Genomic DNA, 21154 nt, shown 5'->3' on the forward strand with positions numbered 1-21154 from the left:
TGGACCGTCCCACTGACAACGCCGACCTCGACCCGGGAACTTCGCCAGGTGTCAGCGCGCTTGCATACAGTGGCAGGTCTGGCAGCAATTACAGTTTCGCGATCGAAGGGACGTACATGCCCATGGGTCACACGGCCACAGCGCAGGCCGACTCCGGCGGCCTGACAGCGACAGAGCACCGCCTGGCCAACGGCCTGCGCGTGGTGCTCTCCGAGGACCACCTGACCCCGGTCGCCGCGGTCTGCCTCTGGTACGACGTCGGCTCACGCCACGAGGTCGAGGGCCGCACGGGCCTCGCCCACCTCTTCGAGCACCTGATGTTCCAGGGCTCGGGCCAGGTGAAGGGGAACGGCCACTTCGAGCTCGTCCAGGGAGCCGGCGGCTCGCTGAACGGCACGACGAGCTTCGAGCGCACCAACTATTTCGAGACCATGCCGACCCACCAGCTGGAGCTGGCGCTCTGGCTCGAGGCCGACCGCATGGGGTCGCTGCTGGCCGCCCTCGACGACGAGTCGATGGAGAACCAGCGCGACGTCGTCAAGAACGAGCGCCGCCAGCGGTACGACAACGTGCCGTACGGCACGGCCTTCGAGCGGCTCACCGCCCTCGCCTACCCGGAGGGCCACCCGTACCACCACACCCCGATCGGCTCGATGGCCGACCTGGACGCGGCGACCCTCGAGGATGCCCGCGCCTTCTTCCGCACCTACTACGCGCCGAACAACGCGGTGCTGTCGGTCGTCGGCGACATCGATCCGGAGGAGACGCTCGCCTGGATCGAGAAGTACTTCGGCTCCATCCCCGGCCACGACGGCAAGCAGCCCCCGCGCGACGGCTCCCTGCCCGAGAACATCGGCGAGCAGCTGCGCGAGGAGATCGTCGAGGAGGTCCCGGCCCGCGCGCTGATGGCCGCCTATCGCCTGCCGCACGACGGCACACGCGAGTGCGACGCCGCAGACCTGGCGCTCACCGTCCTCGGCGGCGGCGAGTCCTCCCGGCTGCACAACCGCCTGGTGCGCCGTGACCAGACGGCTGTCGCGGCAGGCTTCGGCCTGCTGCGCCTCGCAGGCGCGCCGTCGCTGGGCTGGCTGGACGTCAAGACGTCCGGCGGCGTCGAGGTCCCGCAGATCGAGGCCGCGGTCGACGAGGAGCTGGCACGGTTCGCCGCCGAGGGCCCCACGCCCGAGGAGATGGAGCGGGCCCAGGCGCAGCTGGAGCGTGAGTGGCTGGACCGGCTCGGCACCGTCGCCGGCCGGGCCGACGAACTGTGCCGGTACGCCGTGCTGTTCGGCGACCCGCAGCTCGCGCTGACCGCCGTGCGGCGGGTACTCGAGGTCACCGCTGAGGAGGTGCAGGCGGTTGCCAAGGCCCGGCTGCACCCCACCAACAGGGCGGTCCTCGTGTACGAGCCCGCATCCGAGGACAAGGGCGAGGAAGGCGACGAGGCCGGCTCGGCGGACACCTCCGCCGACAACGACGAGCAGGAGGGCGCGGACCAGTGAGTGACGCTGCCGTGACCATGGACTTCCACCCGCAGCCCACCCCCGGCACCGCCCGGCCCTGGGCCTTCCCCGCCCCCGAGCGCGGCACGCTGGAGAACGGTCTGACCGTGCTGCGCTGCCACCGCCCCGGCCAGCAGGTGGTGGCCGTCGAGATCTTCCTCGACGCCCCGCTGGACGCCGAGCCGGACGGTCTGGACGGCGTCGCCACGATCATGGCGCGCGCCCTGTCGGAGGGCACCGACAAGTGGAGCGCCGAGGAGTTCGCGGCCGAGCTCGAGCGCTGCGGCGCCACGCTCGACTCGCACGCCGACCACCCCGGCGTCCGGGTCTCCCTTGAGGTCCCGGCCTCCCGGCTGCCCAAGGCGCTCGGGCTGCTGGCCGAGGCACTGCGCACGCCCGCCTTCGCCGACAGCGAGGTCGATCGCCTGGTGCGCAACCGGCTGGACGAGATCCCGCACGAGACGGCGAACCCGGCCAGGCGCGCCGCCAAGCAGCTCTCCAAGGAGCTCTTCCCTGCGAGCTCGCGCATGTCGCGGCCGCGTCAGGGCACGGAGGAGACCGTGGCGGGGATCGACTCCGCGGCGGTGCGGGCCTTCTACGCGGCCCATGTGCGGCCCGCCACCGCCACTGCCGTGATCGTCGGTGACCTCACGGGGGTCGATCTGGACGCCGTGCTCGCCGACACCCTCGGCGCCTGGACCGGCGACAAGACCGAGTCCCGTCCGGTACCGCCGATCACCGCCGACGACACCGGCCGGGTGGTCATCGTGGACCGTTCCGGAGCGGTGCAGACCCAGCTGCTCATCGGCCGCATCGGCCCGGACCGCCACGACCGCGTCTGGCCGGCCCAGGTGCTGGGCGCGTACTGCCTGGGCGGCACCCTCACCTCCCGCCTCGACCGTGTGCTGCGCGAGGAGAAGGGCTACACCTACGGCGTACGGGCCTTCGGCCAGGTGCTCCGGTCCGCGCCCGACGGCACCGGTGCGTCGATGCTCGCCATCAGCGGCTCGGTCGACACGCCCAACACCGGCCCGGCGCTGGACGACCTGTGGAAGGTGCTGCGCACACTGGCGGCCGAGGGTCTGACCGATGCCGAGCGCGACGTCGCCGTGCAGAACCTGGTGGGCGTCGCCCCGCTGAAGTACGAGACGGCGGCGTCCGTGGCGGGCACGCTCGCCGACCAGGTCGAGCAGCACCTCCCGGACGACTACCAGGCGGAGCTGTACAGGCGGCTGGCCGAGACGGGCACGGTCGAGGCGACCGCGGCGGCCGTCAACGCCTTCCCGGTGGACCGGCTGGTCACGGTGCTTGTCGGTGACGCGTCGCAGATCGAGGAGCCGGTGCGGGCGCTCGGTATCGGTGAAGTGACCGTCGTCAGCGGCTGATTGCGCCGCGGGACGACCCGCGCAGCAGACATACAACTCAAAACCGGCAAGTGGAACCCCGGCTTCAGGTGTGATGCCGGGGTTCCGTCTTTTGTCCGTTTTCATACGGCAGTTGGGAGTATGCCCTGTGGCATGCGCTACAAAAGACGCTGAATTTTTGGCGATCGGATGAAGATCGGCCTAGCGTCAATCCGGCTGTTCGCCGTAGCCCGCCGCATCCGCGGCACGGACAGTCATCGCCGAGTCCCCGTCAGGCGCGAGCCTGGGGAGCCGGGGACCCACTCAGTCCCTGGGGTGAATCGGATGCCTTCGCACCCCGTGCGGAGGTGCCCGTAGGAGACCTTCCTGCTCCGAACCCGTCAGCTAACCCGGTAGGCGAGAAGGAAGGAAAGGACCAGCCTTTTCATGGCGTTCACCCGTGCCACCGGGAAACATCGTGGTCCGAGCCGGCTGGCGCGTCGCAGCGCGGGCATGGCCTCCGTCGCGACCCTCGCCACCACCGGCGTCATCGGAACCCTCGCCTCTCCGGCCCTCGCCGCCGACTCCGAAGCCCCCTCGCCCGAGGACACCGGCCTGACCCAGGTCGTGGCGGTGGACACCGTCGCCGACGAGGTCGCCGACCAGGCTGCCGCGCAGAAGGAGGAGGCCGCCAGGGCCGCCGCCCAGGCCAAGGCCGCGGCCGAGGCCAAGCGCAAGGCCGAGGCCCGCGTCAAGGCCGCCCGCGAGGCCGAGGAGCGCGCCGCCCGTGAGGCCGAGCGCCGTCGCCTCAACTCCTTCCAGCTGCCCGTCGCCGGCTCCTACGTCTCCACCGCCTACCAGGCCGGCGGTGCGCAGTGGTCCTCCGGCAGCCACACCGGCATCGACTTCCATGCCGCCTCCGGCACCTCGGTCGTGGCCGTCGGCTCCGGCACGGTCGTCGAGGCCGGCTGGGGCGGTGCGTACGGCAACAACGTCGTGATCCGGATGAACGACGGCACGTACACCCAGTACGGTCACCTCTCGTCCATCGGCGTCTCGGTCGGCCAGCGGGTCATCCCCGGCCAGCAGATCGGTCGGGCGGGCTCCACCGGCAACTCCACCGGCCCGCACCTCCACTTCGAGGCCCGGACCACCGCGGACTACGGCTCCGACATCAACCCGCTCGCGTACCTGCGCTCCCGCGGCGTCACGGTCTGACGCCGGCGCCGCCCGCAACCGACCCGAGCACCACATCGAAGGCCCTGGCCCGCCGCCGGGGCCTTCGGCGTTACTTGTACTGGCCAAAAGATATCCATGAATTTCGGTCTGCCATCGGAAAATCACGCCGATTGCAATAGAGTCACGGCCAGGAACAGGGGTGGGAACGCGCACCGTCGGCGGCGTTTCGCGCGGATTAAAGCGGAGGTTCGGTCATGCGCATTCCCGCGCACTCGGTATGCACGGCGATCCGCGACGACATCGTCTCCGGTGTGTTCGAGCGCGGCAGCAGACTGACCGAGGAACAGCTCGCCCGCCGCTACGGGGTCTCCCGGGTCCCGGTCCGCGAGGCCCTGCGCACCCTGGAGTCCGAGGGCTTCGTCGTCAGCCGCCGGCACGCCGGCGCCCATGTCGCCGAACCCACCGAGCAGGAGGCGGCCGACCTGCTGGAGATCCGGCTGCTGCTGGAGCCCCTGGGGGCGGCACGGGCGGCGCAGCGGCGCACCGAGGCGCACCTCAAGGTGCTCCGCGGCCTGGTCAGGCTGGGGCAGGAGCGGGCGCGTCGCGGTGAGGGCGAGGATCTGCGTTCGCTCGGCAGCTGGTTCCACGAGACGCTCGCCCAGGCCTGCGGCAGCCCGGGGCTGACCGCCCTGCTCACCCAGCTGCGCCACAAGATCGCGTGGATGTACACCGTGGAGCAGCCCGCCAAGCCCGTCGAGTCCTGGGCCGAGCACGGCGCGATCGTGGACGCCGTGGCGCGCGGGGACGTGGAGCGGGCCAGGACCCTGACCGCCCTGCACGCGGAGCGGGCCGCGGTGGCCCACCGGCTGCGCCGTCCCGAGTGGGTGAGGACTTCGCAACATGCCGTAAACACCGCGAGCGTCCGTCATTAACACGGGCGCCGTATACAAAGATGTGTAATGCCGTGCAGCGGGCCTATTTCTGCTGCCCGAATTCCGTGCGGTATTTAAAGGGCCAGGGGAAAGAGTGAAGCCGCGGTGTCCCTGATTCGGGATGCCGCGGCTTCGCCATGAATTCGACCGCCCGGTTGCGCGGCCGAACGCGTCAGACGGTCTCGGGGAGTTCCTCGAGGCCCTCGGCGACCAGCTTGGCCAGGCGGTCCAGGGCGGCTTCGGCGCCCTCGGCCTCCGAGGCGAGCACGATCTCTTCGCCGCCCTGTGCGCCGAGACCCAGCACGGCGAGCATGGACGCGGCGTTGACCGGAGTGCCGTCGGCCTTCGCGATCGTCACGGGGACGCCGGAGGCCGTGGTGGCACGGACGAAGATGGACGCGGGGCGGGCGTGAAGGCCCTCGGCCCAGCCGACAGTGACGCGGCGCTCAGCCATGGTGTTGCCCTTCAAGTCTTCGGGGTTGTCTAGACCAGTCTCTCACGGGTGGTGGCGTGCTCCTCGCGCCGGTGGGCGGGCCGGTGCGAGGCCGCCGATCGGCGCTGTCCAGCCTGCCCGTCGGCAACAGCCTCCGCGACCCGTGGGGTGGGCCGTACGCTGGCCCCATGCAGACCTCGTCGGAGCACGCTTACCCCGATCACTGGGAAGCGGACGTGGTGCTGCGCGACGGCGGCACCGCGCGCATCAGGCCCATCACCACCGAGGACGCCGACCGGCTGGTCAGCTTCTACGAGCAGGTCTCCGACGAGTCGAAGTACTACCGGTTCTTCGCGCCCTACCCCCGCCTGTCCGCCAAGGACGTCCACCGGTTCACCCACCACGACTACGTGGACCGGGTGGGGCTCGCGGTCACGGTCGGCGGCGAGTTCATCGCGACCGTCCGCTTCGACCGGATCAACGCGCAGGGCCGCCCTGCCAGTGCGCCTGCCGACGAGGCCGAGGTCGCCTTCCTGGTCCAGGACGCCCATCAGGGCCGGGGTGTGGCGTCCGCGCTGCTGGAACACATCGCGGCGGTCGCCAGGGAGCGCGGTATCAGGCGGTTCGCGGCAGAGGTGCTGCCCGCCAACAACAAGATGATCAAGGTGTTCACGGACGCCGGCTACACCCAGAAGCGCAGCTTCGAGGACGGCTCGGTCCATCTGACCCTCGACCTCGAACCGACGGCCAGGTCCCTCGCCGTCCAGCGCGGCAGGGAGCAGCGCGCCGAGGCCCGCTCGGTACAGCGCCTCCTCGCACCCGGCTCGGTCGCCGTGGTCGGAGTGGGCCGCGCGCCCGGTGGCGTGGGCCGCACCGCGCTGCGCAACCTCCTCGGCGGGGGGTACACCGGGCGCACCTACGCCGTGAACCGCGCCTTCCCCGAGGACCCGACCGAGATCGACGGCGTCCCCGCAGTGCGTTCGGTCGCGGAGATCGGCGAGCCGGTCGACCTCGCGATCGTCGCCGTCCCTGCCGAACGCGTGCCGGAGGTGGTCGCCGACTGCGGAGAGCACGGCGTCCAGGGACTGGTCGTCCTCACCGCCGGGTATGCCGAGAGCGGCGCGGCCGGCCGGGAACGCCAGCGCGAACTGGTGCGCCAGGCCCGTTCGTACGGGATGCGCATCATCGGCCCCAACTCGTTCGGGATCATCAGTACCGCGGACGCGGTACGGCTCAACGCCTCGCTCGCCCCCGAGGCGCCGGTGCCCGGACGTATCGGCCTGTTCACCCAGTCGGGGGCGATCGGCATCGCCCTGCTGTCCGGGCTGCACCGGCGCGGCGCGGGGCTGTCGGCCTTCATCTCGTCCGGCAACCGGGCGGACGTGTCCGGCAACGACTTCCTGCAGTACTGGTACGAGGACCCCGGCACGGACGTGGTCCTGATGTACCTCGAATCCCTCGGCAACCCGCGCAAGTTCACCCGGCTCGCCCGGCGTACGGCGGCGGTGAAGCCGGTCGTCGTCGTCAAGGGAGCCCGCCACAGCGGTGCCACGCCCCCCGGGCACGCCGTGCCCGTGACCCGGATCCCCGACGCGACGGTCGGGGCGCTGCTGCGTCAGGCGGGCGTGATCCGGGTCGACACGGTCACCGAACTCGTCGACGCGGGGCTGCTGCTGGCCGGGCAGCCGCTGCCCAAGGGGCCGCGGGTGGCCATCCTCGGCAACTCCGAGTCCCTTGGACTGCTCACGTACGACGCGTGTCTGACAGAGGGCCTGCGTCCGCTCCGGCCGCTCGACCTCACGACGGCGGCGACACCCGCGGACTTCCGCGCCGCGCTCGTGGAGGCGCTGCACGACGACGCATGCGATGCCGTGGTGGTCACCGCGATTCCCTGGGTGGGTGAGAACGGGGTCACCGAATCGGGCGACGGCGAGGTCCTGGCGGAGGCCTTGCGTGCGGCGGCGGCCACGTCTCCGGCGAAGCCGGTGGCCGTGGTGCACGTGGAGCTGGGCGGCCTGGCGGAGGCGCTCTCGGCGGCGACCGGCACGAGCGGATCCCGCCCCGGGGGGACGAGCCCGCGGCTCAGGGAGCCGGAGCGACCCCGTCCCGGCGCGGGAACCGCACCCGTCGGCCCGCACCTGGTCGGCGCACCGCGCGTCGAAGCCGAGGCGCCCGGCACGGCCTCGGCGGACGCCGCTGCCTCCGGCGGCAGCACCGGCGCGCGGGGTGCGGCCTCCGGTGGCGCGGCTCCGGCGTCCGGCCGGGCCGGTACGTCATCGCAGGGCACCGACGCCGCGGCCTCTGGCAGCAGCACCGGCGCGCGGGGTGCGGCCTCCGGCAGCACCATCGGCTCCCGGGGCGGTGCCCCCGGAGAAGCGACTCCGGCGACCGGACCGGTGAGTGACGGGCAGGGCCCGCGCTTCACGGCACCGCACGGCGAAGCCGCGGACGCGTTGCGCGCCGGCAGGGGCCCGGCCGGTACGGCATCCGCTGCCGCGGGCGCATCGCACACAGAGCCGGCGCGGGTCCACGACCGCAGCGCCGCTCCCGGCGGCACGGGACCGTTCGGGGGAGCGGGTCCCGGGGCCGCACAGTCGCCGGCGGGTGCCGCCGTGGACGGGCCGGCGAGCGGCAACCGCATTCCCGCCTACCCGGCCGCCGAGCGCGCCGTCCGGGCCCTCGCCGAAGCGGCCCGCTACGCCCAGTGGCGTCGCGACGCCGCCGAGCCCGGCAAGGTGCCCGAGTACGACGACATCGACGAGGCAGGAGCAGCCGGACAGATCGAGCGGCTGCTCGGGGGGCCCGGGGATCTCCGGGGGTTCACCCTCGACGCCACCGACGCGCACGAGCTGCTCGCCCGCTACGGCATCGACGTCCGCACCGCGCTCCCCGCGCCGGATCCCGACGCCGCCGTCCGGGCCGCCGAGCAGCTCGGCTATCCCGTCGCCCTCAAGACCACCGCGCCGCACCTGCGCCACCGTGCCGACCTCGGCGGTGTGCGGCTGGATCTGGCCGACGAGGTACAACTGCGGCAGGCGTACCACGAGTTGACCGAAGTTCTCGGCAAGCCGGCCGAGCTGCAGCCCGTCGTCCAGGCGATGGCTCCGCGCGGGGTGGACACCGTCGTGCGCGCCGCCATCGACCCCGGCGTCGGCGCCGTGCTCTCCTTCGGACTGGCCGGCGCGCCGTCCGAGCTGCTCGGTGACACCGCCCACCGGCTCGTCCCGGCCACCGACCGCGACGCCGCCGAGCTGATCCGGAGCATCCGTACCGCCCCGCTCCTGTTCGGCTGGCGCGGCTCCGCGCCGGCCGACACCGCCGCGCTGGAGGAGCTCCTGCTCCGTGTGTCGCGGCTGGTCGACGATCACCCTGAAGTGGTCGACATCAGCCTTGAACCGGTCGTCGTCGCGCAGCGCGGCCTCTCCGTGCTGGGCGCATCCGTACGCCTCGCACCCTCACCCGCCCGGACCGACCTGGGTCCCCGCAGGCTCCCCAGCGTCTGAAGCTACTGAGCGCTCACCGTCCCCATGGCCCCGTAGGATGGACCGCATGGCGAAGACCGGTACGACGACCCAGGGGCTGCGCGCGGCGATCGAGCGCAGCGGCTATTACCCGGCCCTCGTGGCCGATGCGGTGGAGGCCGCTGTCGGTGGCGAGCAGATCGCGTCGTACCTGGTGCACCAGGAGACCACCTTCGACGCCAACGAAGTGCGCCGCCATGTCACGGTCCTCGTCCTGACCGCCAACCGCTTCATCGTCAGCCACACCGACGAGCAGGCCGCCGACTCCAGCTCCCCGACGCCGTACGCCACCACCTCCACCGAGTCGGTCAAGCTCGGCCGGATCTCGTCCGTCGTGGTCAGCCGGGTCGTCGCGAACCCGGAGTCGTACACCCCCGGCACCCTGCCGCGCGAGGTCGTTCTCACCATCGGCTGGGGCGCCGTCTCCCGTATCGACCTCGAGCCCGCCGCCTGCGGCGACCCGAACTGCGATGCCGACCACGGCTACACGGGCAACTCCACCGCCGACGACCTCAGCCTGCGCGTCAGCGAGGCCGGCGACGGCCCGGACACCGTCCGTCAGACCCTCGCCTTCGCTCAGGCGCTCTCCGAAGCCACGGCAGCCACACGCTGATGGTCCAGCCTGCCCAGCCCGCCGTTTGGCCGGACGAACCCGTCCCGCTGCCTCTCGACACCGCGCCCGTCCCCGCGTACGGCAGCGGCTCCCTCGCCGATCTGCTGCCGACGCTCGCCGCCGGACAGGGGGTGCCGGGGCTCATACAGAGCCTGCCCGAGCTCACCCCCGCCGACCGCAACTGCGTCTTCCTGATCGACGGCCTCGGCTGGGAGCAGATCAAGGCCCACCCCGACGAGGCCCCCTATCTGACCTCGCTCCTCGGCACCTCACGCGGCGGCACCGGGCGCCCGCTCACGGCCGGCTTCCCCGCCACGACCGCCACCTCGCTGGCCTCCGTCGGCACCGGACTGCCGCCAGGCGCGCACGGCCTGCCCGGTTACACCGCGCGCAACCCCGAGACCGGCGAGCTGATGAACCAGCTGCGCTGGAAGCCGTGGACCTCGCCGCGCGCCTGGCAGCCGTACCCCACCGTCTTCCAGCTCGCCGACGCGGCAGGCGTGCACACCGCGCAGGTGACGTCGCCGACGTTCGAGCACACCCCGCTCACCAAGGTCGCACTCAGCGGCGGCACGTTCCACGGCCGGCTCTCGGGCGAGGAGCGCATGGACCTCGCCGCCGAGCAGCTGGCGGCCGGCGACCGGTCCCTGGTCTACACGTACTACAGCGACGTCGACGGCAAGGGCCATCGCTTCGGCGTGGACTCCGACGCCTGGCGCGGCCAGCTGATGTACGTGGACCGGATGGTGCAGCGCCTCGCCGAGCAGCTGCCCCCCCGCGCCGCCCTGTATGTCACCGCCGACCACGGCATGATCGACATCCCGTTCGACGAGCAGTCGCGCATCGACTTCGACGAGGACTGGGAGCTTCGTGCCGGTGTCGCCCTGCTGGGCGGCGAGGGCCGTGCCCGCCATGTCTACGCCGTCCCGGGCGCCGAGTCCGATGTGCTCACGGTGTGGCGCGAGGTGCTGGGCGAGCAGTTCTGGGTGGCAAGCCGCGACGAGGCGATCGCGGCCGGCTGGTTCGGCCCCGGTGTCGACGAGCGGGTGTACGCGCGGATCGGTGACGTTGTCGCTGCCGCCTGCGACGACGTGGTGATCACCGCCTCGGTCAACGAGCCCAACGAGTCGGCGATGGTCGGGATGCATGGTTCGATGACCCCTCTCGAGCAGCTCGTCCCGCTCCTCGAAGTACGCTCGTAGCCCGCCCACGCCGCCACGCTCCCGATCGCGCGCACAGACCCGAAAGGTCCTCAACTCTCCATGCCCGAGCTGGTGTTCTTCTCTGGAACGATGGATTGTGGGAAGTCGACCCTGGCTCTCCAGATCGAGCACAACCGCTCCACGCGCGGCCTTCAGGGCATGATCTTCACCCGCGACGACCGGGCCGGCGAGGGCAAGCTCTCCTCGCGCCTCGGTCTGGTGACCGACGCGGTCGAGGCCGCGGAGGGCTTCGACTTCTACGCGTATCTTGTCGCCCATCTCTCCAAGGGCGGCCGCTGCGACTATGTGATCGCCGACGAGGCGCAGTTCCTCGCGCCCGAACAGATCGACCAGCTCGCCCGGGTCGTCGACGACCTGGAGCTGGACGTCTTCGCCTTCGGTATCACCACGGACTTCCGCTCCAAGCTCTTCCCCGGCTCCCAGCGGCTCGTCGAACTCGCCGACCGCGTCGAGGTACTCCAGGTCGAGGCGCTGTGCTGGTGCGGCGCCCGCGCCACGCACAACGCGCGCACCGTGGGTGGGGTGATGGTCGTCGAGGGCGCGCAGGTCGTCGTCGGGGACGTCCACCAGCCGACGGACGTGATCGGTTACGAGGTGTTGTGCCGGCGCCACCACCGCCGACGGATGACCGCGGCCACCGCCCGTGCTGCCGCGCTCTCCCCGGACGTCCTCCCCGTCGAGGACGGCGAGATCGTCAGGGACTCTCCGACCGTACGATCGTGAACACCGCGCCCTCCGGGTCCGCCACCGTGGCGAGCCGCCCTGTGGCGCCGTCCCGGGGCTGCTCCACCACCTTCCCGCCCAGCTCCAGCACCTGGTGCGCGGCCGCGTCGGTGTCCTCGACCTCGAAGTAGGTCATCCAGCGGCTGCCCCGGCTGCGGGGCAGCGCATGGCCGACACCGTGCAGGGACGCCACCGGCCGTCCGGCGAGGCGCAGGGTCAGACAGTCGAAGTCGGCCGAGACGACAGGCTCCACCTCGTAGTCGAACAGCGCCTGGTAGAACTTCCCGACGGAAGAGGTCTCCCGGGTCAAGAGCTCGTTCCACACCGGTGTGCCATGGGTGCCGTGCACCGCGGTGCCCCGGTGCGCGGCGACCTGCCAGATGCCGAACACCGCGCCTCCCGGGTCGGAGCCGATGGCCAACCGGCCCGCGTCCCCCGCGTCCAGCGGGCCCACCCCGACGGTGCCCCCGCAGCTGCGGATCACCTCGGCGGTCGCATCCGCGTCGTCCGTGGCGAAATACGGTGTCCAGGCGACCGGCAGGTGCCGGTCGGCCGGCAGTCTGCCGATGCCCGCGACCTCCTTGCCGTCGATCAGCGCGCGGACGTACGGGCCGAGCTGTGCCGGGCCGGGGGAGAACTCCCAGCCGAACAGTGACGCGTAGAACTCCTGCGTCGAGTCAAGGCCGTGCGCCATCAAGCTCACCCAACAGGGTGTGCCAGGTGTGCGCCGAGTCGCCTCGGTCATCGTCACTCTCTCCTCGGACCATCGTGGTGGCCGTGCGGGGGGACCGGCGCGTGCTGTTCCTGTAAGAACGGCCGCGCCCACGCAGATGCTTCCACCACGAGGGGTCCGGCGGGCCCCGGCCGCGCCGGTTTTGGCGGGTTCCTGCCGAAGGATGCCCGTTTTGATGTCACTCATCCGTTTCCGGGGCGTTACGGATCGGCCGGTGGCTGCGCGAGGATGGTCTCCATGGATCCCATCATCTCCGCAGTCGATCTTGCGAACGAGCTCGCCGGCCCCACCCCGCCGGTCCTGCTGGACGTCCGCTACCAACTGGGCGGGCCGCACGGCCGGCCCGACTACGAGGCCGGTCACATCCCGGGCGCCGTCTTCGTCGACCTCGACGCCGAGCTGGCAGGACCCCCCGGTGCCGGCGGCCGGCACCCCCTGCCCGACGTGGCGGCCTTCGGCGCGGCCATGCGCCGCGCCGGAATCTCCGCACAGACGCCCGTCGTGACGTACGACGCGGACAAGGGGTGGGGCGCGGCCCGCGCCTGGTGGCTGCTGCGCTGGACGGGGCACGAGAACGTCCGTGTCCTCGACGGCGGACTCGCCGCCTGGGCGGGCCCGTTGGAGACCAAGAGTCCCGAGCCCGTGGAGGGTACGTTCACCCCGCAGCCGGGCGCGCTCGGGCTGCTCGACGCGGACGGAGCGGCCGGATGGGCCCGCGACGGCCTGCTGCTGGACGCACGGGCGGGGGAGCGCTACCGCGGCGAGGTGGAGCCCATCGACCGGGTCGCCGGTCATATCCCCGGCGCGGTCTCGGCCCCGACGACGGAGAACGTCGACGAGAACGGACGCTTCCTTTCACCCGAAAGGCTGACCGCGCGCTTCGTCGAACTCGGCGCGGGTCAGGACGCGAAGACGGTCGGCGTCTACTGCGGCTCGGGTGTTTCGGCCGCGCAGCAGGCGGTGGCTCTGGAACTCGCGGGCTTCGAACCGGTCCTGTACGCGGGTTCCTGGTCGGAATGGTCCGGGGACCCGGCGCGCCCGGTGGCCACGGGGCCGCAGCCGGGCTGACGGCGGACCGACGCGGTGGCGCCGGCGCGCCGGGACCCGACGCGGCAGATCGGGCAGGTCCGGGACCGGACCAAGGCGGTCGTGCGCAGCAGGTACGGCCTGCACGGCACCGCGGACGGCGCCGCAGCGCAGGCGGACACGCAGGCAGCGGCGTCCCGGCACCACCAGAAGCGTCGCCCGTGGGGCCTCGAGCTCGTTGCCCGGGGCAGGACTTGTCGCGTGCCGGGACTTCGCGCGCGTCGCCCGCCGACAGCCGGTCGGTGGTGCCTCCCGCACGCGAACGGGCCCGGCACGTCCACTGTGCCGGGCCCCTTCGGGACATCCTGAGTCAGGGCCCACTCGTCCGGATCCTGCCGGGCTCGCTTGACCTGGTCACCCACAGCCTTCGGCGTGGGTGATACCCCCGCGCTGCGTTGTCGTCGGTCGGTATGGCTCCGCCATGCCTCCCTCCACCGCCTGCGATGTCTCCCGTTGCCCTTCGGGCACGGGAGATGTACCCCAAGCGCCAGACCCCGCTCACTGGTCCGGCCTGATCCGGAAGGGAGCCCTAGTCCTGCTTCTTGCGGCGCGTGCCGAAGACGATCTCGTCCCAGCTCGGGACCGCCGCGCGGCGCCCCGGGCGGACACCGTCCGCCTCTGCCTGGCGGTCCGTGGTGCCTGTGAGGCGCTCGCGGTGACCCGCCACCGAGCGCGGCATCAGGACATCGGCGTACGCCGAACCCGCGCCCGCCGATGCCGCCGGTGCGACCGGCTCCTCCGCCTCGTCGGGCTCCTGTGCCGGCTCGATGGCCGCCGGCTCGGGCTGTGCGGGCCGCTCCGGTACGACCATGTCACCCCGGAAGCTCGGCACCGCTTCCAGAAGGCTGGTCAGCGAGTCCCGCTCGCCCGTGTCGTCCGTGTCGGACGAGGGTACGGCCGTACCGGGACGCTCGATCTGGCGGTCCAGGGCGCGGTCCAGCGGACGGTCCCTGGGCAGCCGTGCGATACGGGGCACGAACGGGAAGCTCGGCTCCTGCGCGATCGAGTCGTCGGTCTCGCCGATCAGCGCGCGCGCCTCGTCGTCGACGGCCTGGACGAGCCGCCGCGGCGGGTCATAGGTCCAACTCGCCGAGTGCGGTTCGCCCGCCACCCGGTAGACCAGCAGAACTTCCCAGGTGCCGTCGTCGCGGCGCCACGAGTCCCACTGCGCGGTGTCCTTCTCGGCGCCACGCAGCAGCAGCCGCTCCTGCACGGCCTCCCCGAGCTGCGGCCCCGTGTTCTCACCGGGGCGGCGTACGGGAGTCTTGCGGGCCCGCTCCGCCATGAAGGCGCGCTCCGCGAGCACCGGTCCCTCGAAACGGCGTACACGGTCGACGGGGATGCCGGCGAGCTGCGCGACTTCCTCCGCGGAGGCACCGGCGCGTATACGGGCCTGGATGTCGCGGGGGCGGAGGTGGCTTTCCACCTCGATCTCGATCTGGCCGAGGCGGGCACGGTCGTTGCGCACGGCGGCACGCAGACGCTCATCGATCGGAAGCGTGTATTCCGTGCTGTCCGCAGCCTTGAGCACCAGTCGTGTGCCGTCGTTGGAGACGGCCACGACACGCAGTTCGGGCATGGGGACCTCCCGGGTGGTGCCTGCCGACGTCACCTGCGTCGCTGCTTCCGCTAGTCGAGTGTGGCCTGCCCGGGTGCAGCCTGCCACAACCTTGCCGAGTTCCCCGGCGTGTCGGGCACAGGCCCTGGATCGCCGTTATGGCACGGTTATCTATTTACGACTCAGAGTGACGATGAAGTCACTCTCCGCAACAGACTTCCGTGCGACACCGCGGCTTCGCCGGATCGAGTGCCGCTTTCGGCCCCCTTGTCCGGGGCCCGGACGTCACGAGGGGACCGGACCCAAGGCTGGCCACAGTACTCCATTCGGGCCATCGGGGTGGACCGCCGCGCCGCCGAACTTCTCCCGGGGCGCGGGAGTTGGGCTCCGAGGCCCCGGGAGGACGGGTGTAGCGGTTCTTGGAAACCGGAAGAAACAGAACTATTCGCCAGGGGGAGTCAGTCGCCCAACACCCGCCGCAGATAGGGGTTCTGGAAGATCCGCTGCGGGTCCAGCCGGTCGCGCAGCGCCGTGAACTCGCCGAACCGCGGGTACGCCTCGCCGAGGTAAGCGGCGTCCCGTGTATGGACCTTGCCCCAGTGCGGCCGTCCGCCGTGCGCGGTCATGATCCTCTCCGCCGCGGTGAAGTACGACTGGTACGGCGTCCCCCGGTACATGTGCACGGCGATGTACGCACTGTCCCGGCCCGAGGCCGTGGACAGCGTGATGTCGTCCGCCGGAGCCGTACGCACCTCCACCGGGAAACTGACCCGCAGCGGCGAGCGTTCGACCATCGCCTTGAGCTCGCGCAGCGCGGTGACCAGAGCCTCGCGCGGCAGCGCGTACTCCATCTCGACGAACCGCACCCGGCGCGGCGAGGTGAACACCTTGTACGGGATGTCCGTGTACGAACGGGCGGACAGTGCACGGCTGGAGACCTTCGCGATCGCCGGGATGGCCGCGGGGAACGCCCGGCCCACGGAACAGGCCACCTGGAACACGCCGTTGGAGAGCAGCTCGTCCTCGATCCAGCCGCTGACCGCGCCGGCCGGCGCGGCGGGACCCGCACTGCGGTTGTTGCGCTTGGTGTTGCAGTTGCCGGTGTGCGGGAACCAGTAGAACTCGAAGTGCTCGTTCTCCGCGACGAGCGCGTCGAACTCGGCCGTGACCTTGTCGAAGGACATCGGCTCCTCGCGGGCCGTCAGCAGAAAGACCGGCTCCACCGCGAGGGTGATCGCGGAGACGACACCCAGGGCACCGAGCCCGATCCGGGCCGCCGCGAAGACCTCCGGGTTCTCCTTCTCGCTGCAGTGCAGCAGCGAACCGTCCGCCGTCACCAGCTCAAGGGCCTTGATCTGCGCGGCGATCGAGGCCGAGTCGCGGCCCGTGCCGTGCGTGCCGGTCGAGGTCGCGCCCGCGACGGTCTGCTCCATGATGTCGCCCATGTTGGTGAGCGACAGGCCCTCACGGGCGAGGGCCGCGTTCAGCCGCTTGAGCGGAGTGCCGGCCTCGACCGTCACGGTCATCGATGTACGGTCGATCTCCCGGATCCCGGTCAGCAGATCGGGCCGTATCAGCACACCTTCGGTGGCCGCCAGGGCGGTGAAGGAGTGCCCGGTACCGACGGCCTTCACCGTCAGATTGTCCTCTGCCGCGCTGCGCACGGCGTCGGCGAGCTCCTGCGGGGAGGCAGGAGTGACCTCCCGCACCGGCCGGGCCGTCACATTCCCGGCCCAGTTACGCCACGTGCTGGTCTGGCTGTTCAGACTGTTGCGCGTCCCGCTCACGCTGCCCCTCCCGCGTCGGCACCGGCCTGCGCAGCCGGCTGTACCCCAGGAACGCCACAACGGCCGCAAGCACTCCCGCGATCCCGGGCACCGCGTATCCCGCAGCGGCCCCGTGCGCGTCGACCACCCAGCCGGCGGCCGAGGAGCCCAGCGCCACACCGACCGCGAGCCCGGTACCGGTCCAGGACATGCCCTCGGTCAGTTTGCTGCGCGGTACGTGCGCTTCGACGAGGGCCATGGTCGTCACCATCGTCGGTGCGATGGCAAGGCCCGCGACAAAGAGCGCCACGGCCAGGAACGGCAGGCTCCCGGCCAGTTGGAGGGGGATCATACTCACGGCCATCGCACACACACCCAGTACCCACCTGCGGGAAGGTCCACCCTTCAGATGCAGCAGGCCGAAGACCGTGCCCGCCAGGCACGACCCGAGCGCGTACACGGCGAGCACCACGCTCGCCGCGGCCTTGTGGCCCTCCTCCTCGGCGAACGCCACGGTGACCACGTCCGCGGCGCCGAAGATCGCGCCGGTGGCGACGAAGGCGGCCACCAGGACCTGCAGACCGGGGGAGCGCAGGGCCGACCCGCCGGTGTGCTCCCCGGCCGGGTGCGGCTGGGGCTCCGTGGCGCGCTGCGCCGTCAGCCACCAGACGCCGGCGAGCAGGAACAGTGCGGCCAGCAACGGGCCGGCTTCCGGGAACCAGATCGTCGACAGACCGATCGAAACGATCGGGCCGAAGATGAAGCACACCTCGTCGATGATCGACTCCAGCGCGTACGCGGTGTGCAGCTGCCGGGGTGATCCCCGGTAGATGGCCGCCCAGCGTGCGCGGGTCATCGCGCCGACGCTCGGCACGCAGCCCATGGCCGCCGAGAACACGAACAGCGTCCAGTCGGCCAGGCCCTGCTGGGCACAGATCAGCAGACCCGTCGCCGCCGCGACCGCGACCAGGGTGGCCGGGCGCAGCACCCTGCGCTGACCGTGCCGGTCGACCATCCGGGATATCTGCGGGCCGAGCACGGCGGCCGACATCGCGAGGGTTGCGGAGAGCGCACCCGCCAGGCCGTAACGTCCCGTGAGCTGGGAGATCATGGTGACGATGCCGATGCCCATCATGGACAGCGGCATCCGGCCGAGGAAGCCGGCGACCGAGAACCCGAGTGTGCCGGGGGCGGCGAAGATCGCACGATAGGGACTGGGCACTGGTTCTCCGGTAAGGCGTAAGGGCGGCTGGGACAGCTTACGTCCGGCGCGACCTCGCACGCACGGCGATTTCCCGGGCGCAGTGGTTTCCCGGGCTCAGCGGTTTCCGGGGTGAATGCGGCGGGTGGCAGGATCGGTGCCATGTCCGATCAGCGCGATCCCGCCCCTTACGACGCCCTGCTGTTGCTGTCCTTCGGAGGTCCGGAGGGCCCGGACGATGTCGTTCCGTTCCTGGAGAACGTGACGCGCGGCCGCGGTATCCCCAAGGAACGGCTCAAGGAGGTGGGGCGGCACTACTTCCTCTTCGGCGGCATCAGCCCCATCAACGACCAGAACCGCGCCCTGCTCGACGCCCTGCGCAAGGACTTCGCCGAGCACGGCCTGGATCTTCCGGTGTACTGGGGCAACCGCAACTGGTCGCCCTTTCTGACCGACACCCTGCGCGAGATGGTCACGGCCGGACACCGGCGCATCGCCGTGCTCGCCACCAGTGCGTACGCCTCCTACTCCGGCTGCCGCCAGTACCGCGAGAACCTCGCCGACGCGCTCGCGACGCTGCGGGCCGAAGGGCTCGAGCCGCCCCGGGTGGACAAGCTGCGGCACTACTTCAACCACCCCGGGTTCGTGACGCCCATGATCGAGGGCGTCCTCGCCTCGCTCGCCGGCCTGCCCGAAGACGTCCGGGCCGGCGCGCATCTCGCGTTCACGACGCACTCCGTCCCGACGTCCGCGGCCGACACCTCCGGTCCCGCGTCCGGACACGGCGACGGCGGCGCGTACGTACGCCAGCACCTCGACGTCGCCCGGCTGATCGCCGACGCCGTGCGGGAGGAGACCGGTACCGAGCACCCCTGGCAGCTCGTCTACCAGTCCCGCAGCGGTGCCCCGCACATCCCGTGGCTCGAGCCCGACATCTGCGACCACCTCGAGGAGCTGCACGGCGCGGGTGTACCCGCCGTGGTCATGGTCCCGATCGGCTTCGTCTCGGACCACATGGAGGTCCTCTACGACCTCGACACCGAAGCCACCGCCAAGGCCGCCGAGCTGGGACTGCCGGTGCGCAGGTCCGCCACCGTGGGGTCCGATCCGCGGTTCGCCGCGGCGGTGCGTGACCTGGTCCTGGAGCGGGCGGCGACCGAGCGGGGGGTGACGGTCGACCGCTGTGCGCTGGGGGCACTGGGACCCGGCCACGACCTCTGCCCGGTCGGCTGCTGCCCGACCCGCGCACCGCGGCCCGCGGCAGCGGGCGCCGACAGCCCGTACGCGTGAAGGAGATCCCTGTGACCGGCACATCGACGTCCGAACTGCTGACCCTCGCCCTGGAGGCTGCCCGCCGGGCCGGTGAACTGCTGCGCGACGGCAGGCCGGACGACCTGGGCGTCGCGGCGACCAAGTCGAGCCCGATCGACGTCGTCACGGAGATGGACATCGCCGCCGAGAAGCTGATCACCGGCTTCCTGTCCGAGCACCGCCCCGACGACGGCTTCCTCGGTGAGGAAGGCGCGTCCGCGCCGGGCACCAGCGGAGTGCGGTGGGTCATCGACCCGCTCGACGGCACCGTGAACTACCTCTACGGCCTGCCCACCTGGGCCGTGTCCATCGCCGCGGAACAGGACGGCGAGACGCTCGTCGGAGTCGTGGAGGCCCCGATGCGGCGCGAGACCTTCCGGGCCGTCCGCGGCGGCGGGGCGTACCTCAACGACCGGCCCGTACGGTGCCGCCCAGCGCCCCCGCTGGACCAGGCGCTGGTCTCCACCGGCTTCAACTACGTCGCCACCGTGCGGACCCACCAGGCGGATGTCGCCCAGCGGCTCATCCCGCAGCTGCGGGACATCCGGCGCAGCGGCTCGGCGGCCATCGACCTGAGCGATGTGGCGGCCGGCCGCCTGGACGGCTACTACGAGCGCGGCCTCAGTGAGTGGGACCTCGCGGCGGGCGACCTGATCGCCCGGGAGGCGGGAGCCCTGACGGGCGGCCGTCCTGGCGAGCGCCCGTCGGGTGACCTGACCGTGGCGGCCACGCCAGGTGTCTTCGAGCCCCTGCAGGCTCTCCTGGAGGACCTGGGGGCGTGGCACGACTGAGCTCGACGCCGGCTCTCGCTGCCTGGGCGGGCACGGAAAAGGGGGCCCTGTCCGGGCCCCCTTTTCCGTGCCCGAGAACTACGCGGCGCGTACTTCGACGCCGTGCTCGGCAGCCAGACGGTGGAGGTCGTCCAGCTCCGCCTGCTCGACATCCGCGAGGAAGTCGTCTCCCGTTTGGCGAGCCAGCGTGAGGTCGGTTTCGGCGGCCTTGATGCGCTGCAGCAGTCCTGCGGTGAAAGCGTCCATGGTGCGCCCCCTCGGCGTAGGTCGTTGGCACGGGGGTGTGCCTGGGGTTCCCCTGCCGCACGCAGGGGTGTGGGGTGATCAACCCTGGAACAGGCCGTGGTGCGCCGCATGCAGGGCGTGATCGCGGGTGTGCAGTCGTCTTCCCCAGGGGTCCCTGGTGAGAAACCTCAACTGGCCCGGGAATCGGTTGTATTCCCCGTCACCGATCGAGTGCCCGGTCGCCCGCGATCCGCCTTACCTCCGGTTTACGCGCGTAAAGGGCAGGATGGATGCGCACAGCCAGTGCTCAGACGTGCCCTGTCACGGTGACGGGCTTCGAGGAAGGAAACAGCGACGTGCGTGTACTCGTCGTCGAGGACGAGCAGCTGCTCGCCGATGCGGTGGCCACCGGACTGCGCCGGGAGGCCATGGCGGTCGACGTCGTGTACGACGGCGCCGCTGCCCTTGAGCGCATCGGGGTCAACGACTACGACGTGGTGGTGCTCGACCGCGACCTCCCGCTGGTCCACGGCGACGATGTGTGCCGCAAGATCGTCGAGCTGGGTATGGCCACCCGCGTGCTGATGCTGACCGCGGCCGGCGACGTCAGCGACCGGGTCGAGGGCCTCGAGCTGGGCGCCGACGACTATCTGCCCAAGCCGTTCGCGTTCACCGAGCTCACCGCCCGGGTCCGCGCCCTGGGCCGGCGCACGACCGTGCCCCTGCCGCCGGTCCTGGAGCGTGCCGGGATCAAGCTGGACCCCAACCGCCGCGAGGTGTTCCGGGACGGCAAGGAGATCCAGCTCGCCCCGAAGGAGTTCGCCGTGCTGGAGGTACTGATGCGCAGCGAGGGCGCGGTCGTCTCGGCCGAGCAGCTGCTGGAGAAGGCCTGGGACGAGAACACCGACCCGTTCACCAACGTCGTGCGCGTGACCGTGATGACCCTGCGGCGCAAGCTCGGCGAGCCGCCTGTGATCGTCACCGTGCCCGGCTCCGGCTACCGGATCTGACCCC

At 71.7% G+C, this 21154-nt stretch carries 18 protein-coding genes and 1 riboswitch; of the genes, 12 read left to right on the forward strand and 6 right to left on the reverse strand.

Annotated features, from left to right (window positions below):
• The first annotated feature begins 122 nt into the window (after positions 1-122).
• The 4 genes from ABZ208_RS12270 to ABZ208_RS12285 all read left to right on the forward strand — a co-directional run bounded on the left by ABZ208_RS12270 (position 123) and on the right by ABZ208_RS12285 (position 4956).
• Entirely contained in the window at positions 123-1502 is a 1380-nt protein-coding gene (locus tag ABZ208_RS12270) for a pitrilysin family protein (RefSeq protein WP_356909456.1), read from the forward strand.
• A 17-nt stretch (positions 1503-1519) separates the two neighbouring features.
• The gene (locus ABZ208_RS12275) at positions 1520-2887 is read left to right on the forward strand and encodes a pitrilysin family protein (protein WP_356909457.1); all 1368 of its coding nucleotides are present in this window, start codon (positions 1520-1522) and stop codon (positions 2885-2887) included.
• A gap of 227 nt (positions 2888-3114) precedes the next feature.
• A riboswitch (cyclic di-AMP (ydaO/yuaA leader) is annotated at positions 3115-3280 on the forward strand.
• Between the two features lie 12 nt (positions 3281-3292).
• Positions 3293-4063 carry a M23 family metallopeptidase gene (locus ABZ208_RS12280; RefSeq protein WP_356909405.1) on the forward strand — a complete coding sequence of 257 codons (771 nt, stop codon included), beginning with the start codon at positions 3293-3295 and terminating at the stop codon, positions 4061-4063.
• 215 nt (positions 4064-4278) lie between these two features.
• Positions 4279-4956 (forward strand): GntR family transcriptional regulator, encoded by a 678-nt coding sequence (locus ABZ208_RS12285; protein ID WP_356909406.1) that lies wholly within the window; start codon positions 4279-4281, stop codon positions 4954-4956.
• Between the two features lie 172 nt (positions 4957-5128).
• Here the strand turns inward: ABZ208_RS12285 and ABZ208_RS12290 are convergent, their stop codons facing one another.
• The gene (locus ABZ208_RS12290) at positions 5129-5410 is read right to left on the reverse strand and encodes an HPr family phosphocarrier protein (protein WP_328395571.1); all 282 of its coding nucleotides are present in this window, start codon (positions 5408-5410) and stop codon (positions 5129-5131) included.
• A 167-nt stretch (positions 5411-5577) separates the two neighbouring features.
• Between ABZ208_RS12290 and ABZ208_RS12295 the strand changes: the two genes are divergently transcribed.
• From ABZ208_RS12295 to ABZ208_RS12310, 4 genes are read left to right on the forward strand one after another with little or no spacing between them, the layout of a single operon-like run.
• A complete protein-coding gene (locus tag ABZ208_RS12295) occupies positions 5578-8892 on the forward strand; it encodes a GNAT family N-acetyltransferase (protein ID WP_356909407.1) in 3315 nt (1104 codons plus the stop codon).
• Positions 8893-8938: 46 nt separating this feature from the next.
• Positions 8939-9523 (forward strand): DUF5998 family protein, encoded by a 585-nt coding sequence (locus ABZ208_RS12300; protein WP_328395567.1) that lies wholly within the window; start codon positions 8939-8941, stop codon positions 9521-9523.
• Positions 9523-10725, forward strand: a complete 1203-nt coding sequence (locus tag ABZ208_RS12305; RefSeq protein WP_356909408.1) for a nucleotide pyrophosphatase/phosphodiesterase family protein — start codon at positions 9523-9525, stop codon at positions 10723-10725. The genes ABZ208_RS12300 and ABZ208_RS12305 overlap by 1 nt, the downstream gene beginning before the upstream one ends.
• 60 nt (positions 10726-10785) lie before the next feature.
• A complete protein-coding gene (locus ABZ208_RS12310) occupies positions 10786-11469 on the forward strand; it encodes a thymidine kinase (protein ID WP_356909409.1) in 684 nt (227 codons plus the stop codon).
• Here the strand turns inward: ABZ208_RS12310 and ABZ208_RS12315 are convergent.
• Positions 11441-12214: a VOC family protein gene (locus ABZ208_RS12315; protein WP_356909410.1), complete on the reverse strand. Its 774-nt coding sequence runs from the start codon at positions 12212-12214 to the stop codon at positions 11441-11443. The genes ABZ208_RS12310 and ABZ208_RS12315 overlap by 29 nt on opposite strands.
• 225 nt (positions 12215-12439) lie before the next feature.
• On the opposite strand from ABZ208_RS12315, the gene ABZ208_RS12320 reads away from it, so the two are divergent.
• Positions 12440-13270: a sulfurtransferase gene (locus ABZ208_RS12320; protein WP_356909411.1), complete on the forward strand. Its 831-nt coding sequence runs from the start codon at positions 12440-12442 to the stop codon at positions 13268-13270.
• Positions 13271-13817: 547 nt separating this feature from the next.
• On the opposite strand, the gene sepH is transcribed toward ABZ208_RS12320, so the two are convergent.
• The 3 genes from sepH to ABZ208_RS12335 form a co-directional block, all read right to left on the reverse strand.
• Positions 13818-14867, reverse strand: coding sequence for a septation protein SepH (sepH, locus tag ABZ208_RS12325; protein ID WP_356909412.1), 1050 nt, complete (start codon positions 14865-14867; stop codon positions 13818-13820).
• A 437-nt stretch (positions 14868-15304) separates the two neighbouring features.
• A complete protein-coding gene (locus tag ABZ208_RS12330) occupies positions 15305-16633 on the reverse strand; it encodes a D-arabinono-1,4-lactone oxidase (RefSeq protein ID WP_356909413.1) in 1329 nt (442 codons plus the stop codon).
• The gene (locus ABZ208_RS12335; protein WP_356909414.1) at positions 16584-17834 is read right to left on the reverse strand and encodes an MFS transporter; all 1251 of its coding nucleotides are present in this window, start codon (positions 17832-17834) and stop codon (positions 16584-16586) included. Before ABZ208_RS12335 ends, ABZ208_RS12330 begins: the two co-directional genes overlap by 50 nt.
• Positions 17835-17975: 141 nt before the next feature.
• Between ABZ208_RS12335 and ABZ208_RS12340 the strand changes: the two genes are divergently transcribed.
• Both ABZ208_RS12340 and ABZ208_RS12345 read left to right on the forward strand, forming a co-directional pair.
• A complete protein-coding gene (locus ABZ208_RS12340; RefSeq protein ID WP_356909415.1) occupies positions 17976-19103 on the forward strand; it encodes a ferrochelatase in 1128 nt (375 codons plus the stop codon).
• Between the two features lie 11 nt (positions 19104-19114).
• The gene (locus ABZ208_RS12345; RefSeq protein WP_328395549.1) at positions 19115-19915 is read left to right on the forward strand and encodes an inositol monophosphatase family protein; all 801 of its coding nucleotides are present in this window, start codon (positions 19115-19117) and stop codon (positions 19913-19915) included.
• 78 nt (positions 19916-19993) lie between these two features.
• Here ABZ208_RS12345 and ABZ208_RS12350 read toward each other — a convergent pair whose 3' ends face one another.
• A complete protein-coding gene (locus ABZ208_RS12350) occupies positions 19994-20161 on the reverse strand; it encodes a hypothetical protein (protein ID WP_328395547.1) in 168 nt (55 codons plus the stop codon).
• 335 nt (positions 20162-20496) lie between these two features.
• On the opposite strand from ABZ208_RS12350, the gene ABZ208_RS12355 reads away from it, so the two are divergent.
• Positions 20497-21150, forward strand: coding sequence for a response regulator transcription factor (locus tag ABZ208_RS12355; protein WP_356909416.1), 654 nt, complete (start codon positions 20497-20499; stop codon positions 21148-21150).
• Positions 21151-21154 lie beyond the last annotated feature (4 nt).

This window comes from Streptomyces sp. NPDC006208 (assembly GCF_040613775.1).
Taxonomy (GTDB): Bacteria; Actinomycetota; Actinomycetes; order Streptomycetales; family Streptomycetaceae; genus Streptomyces.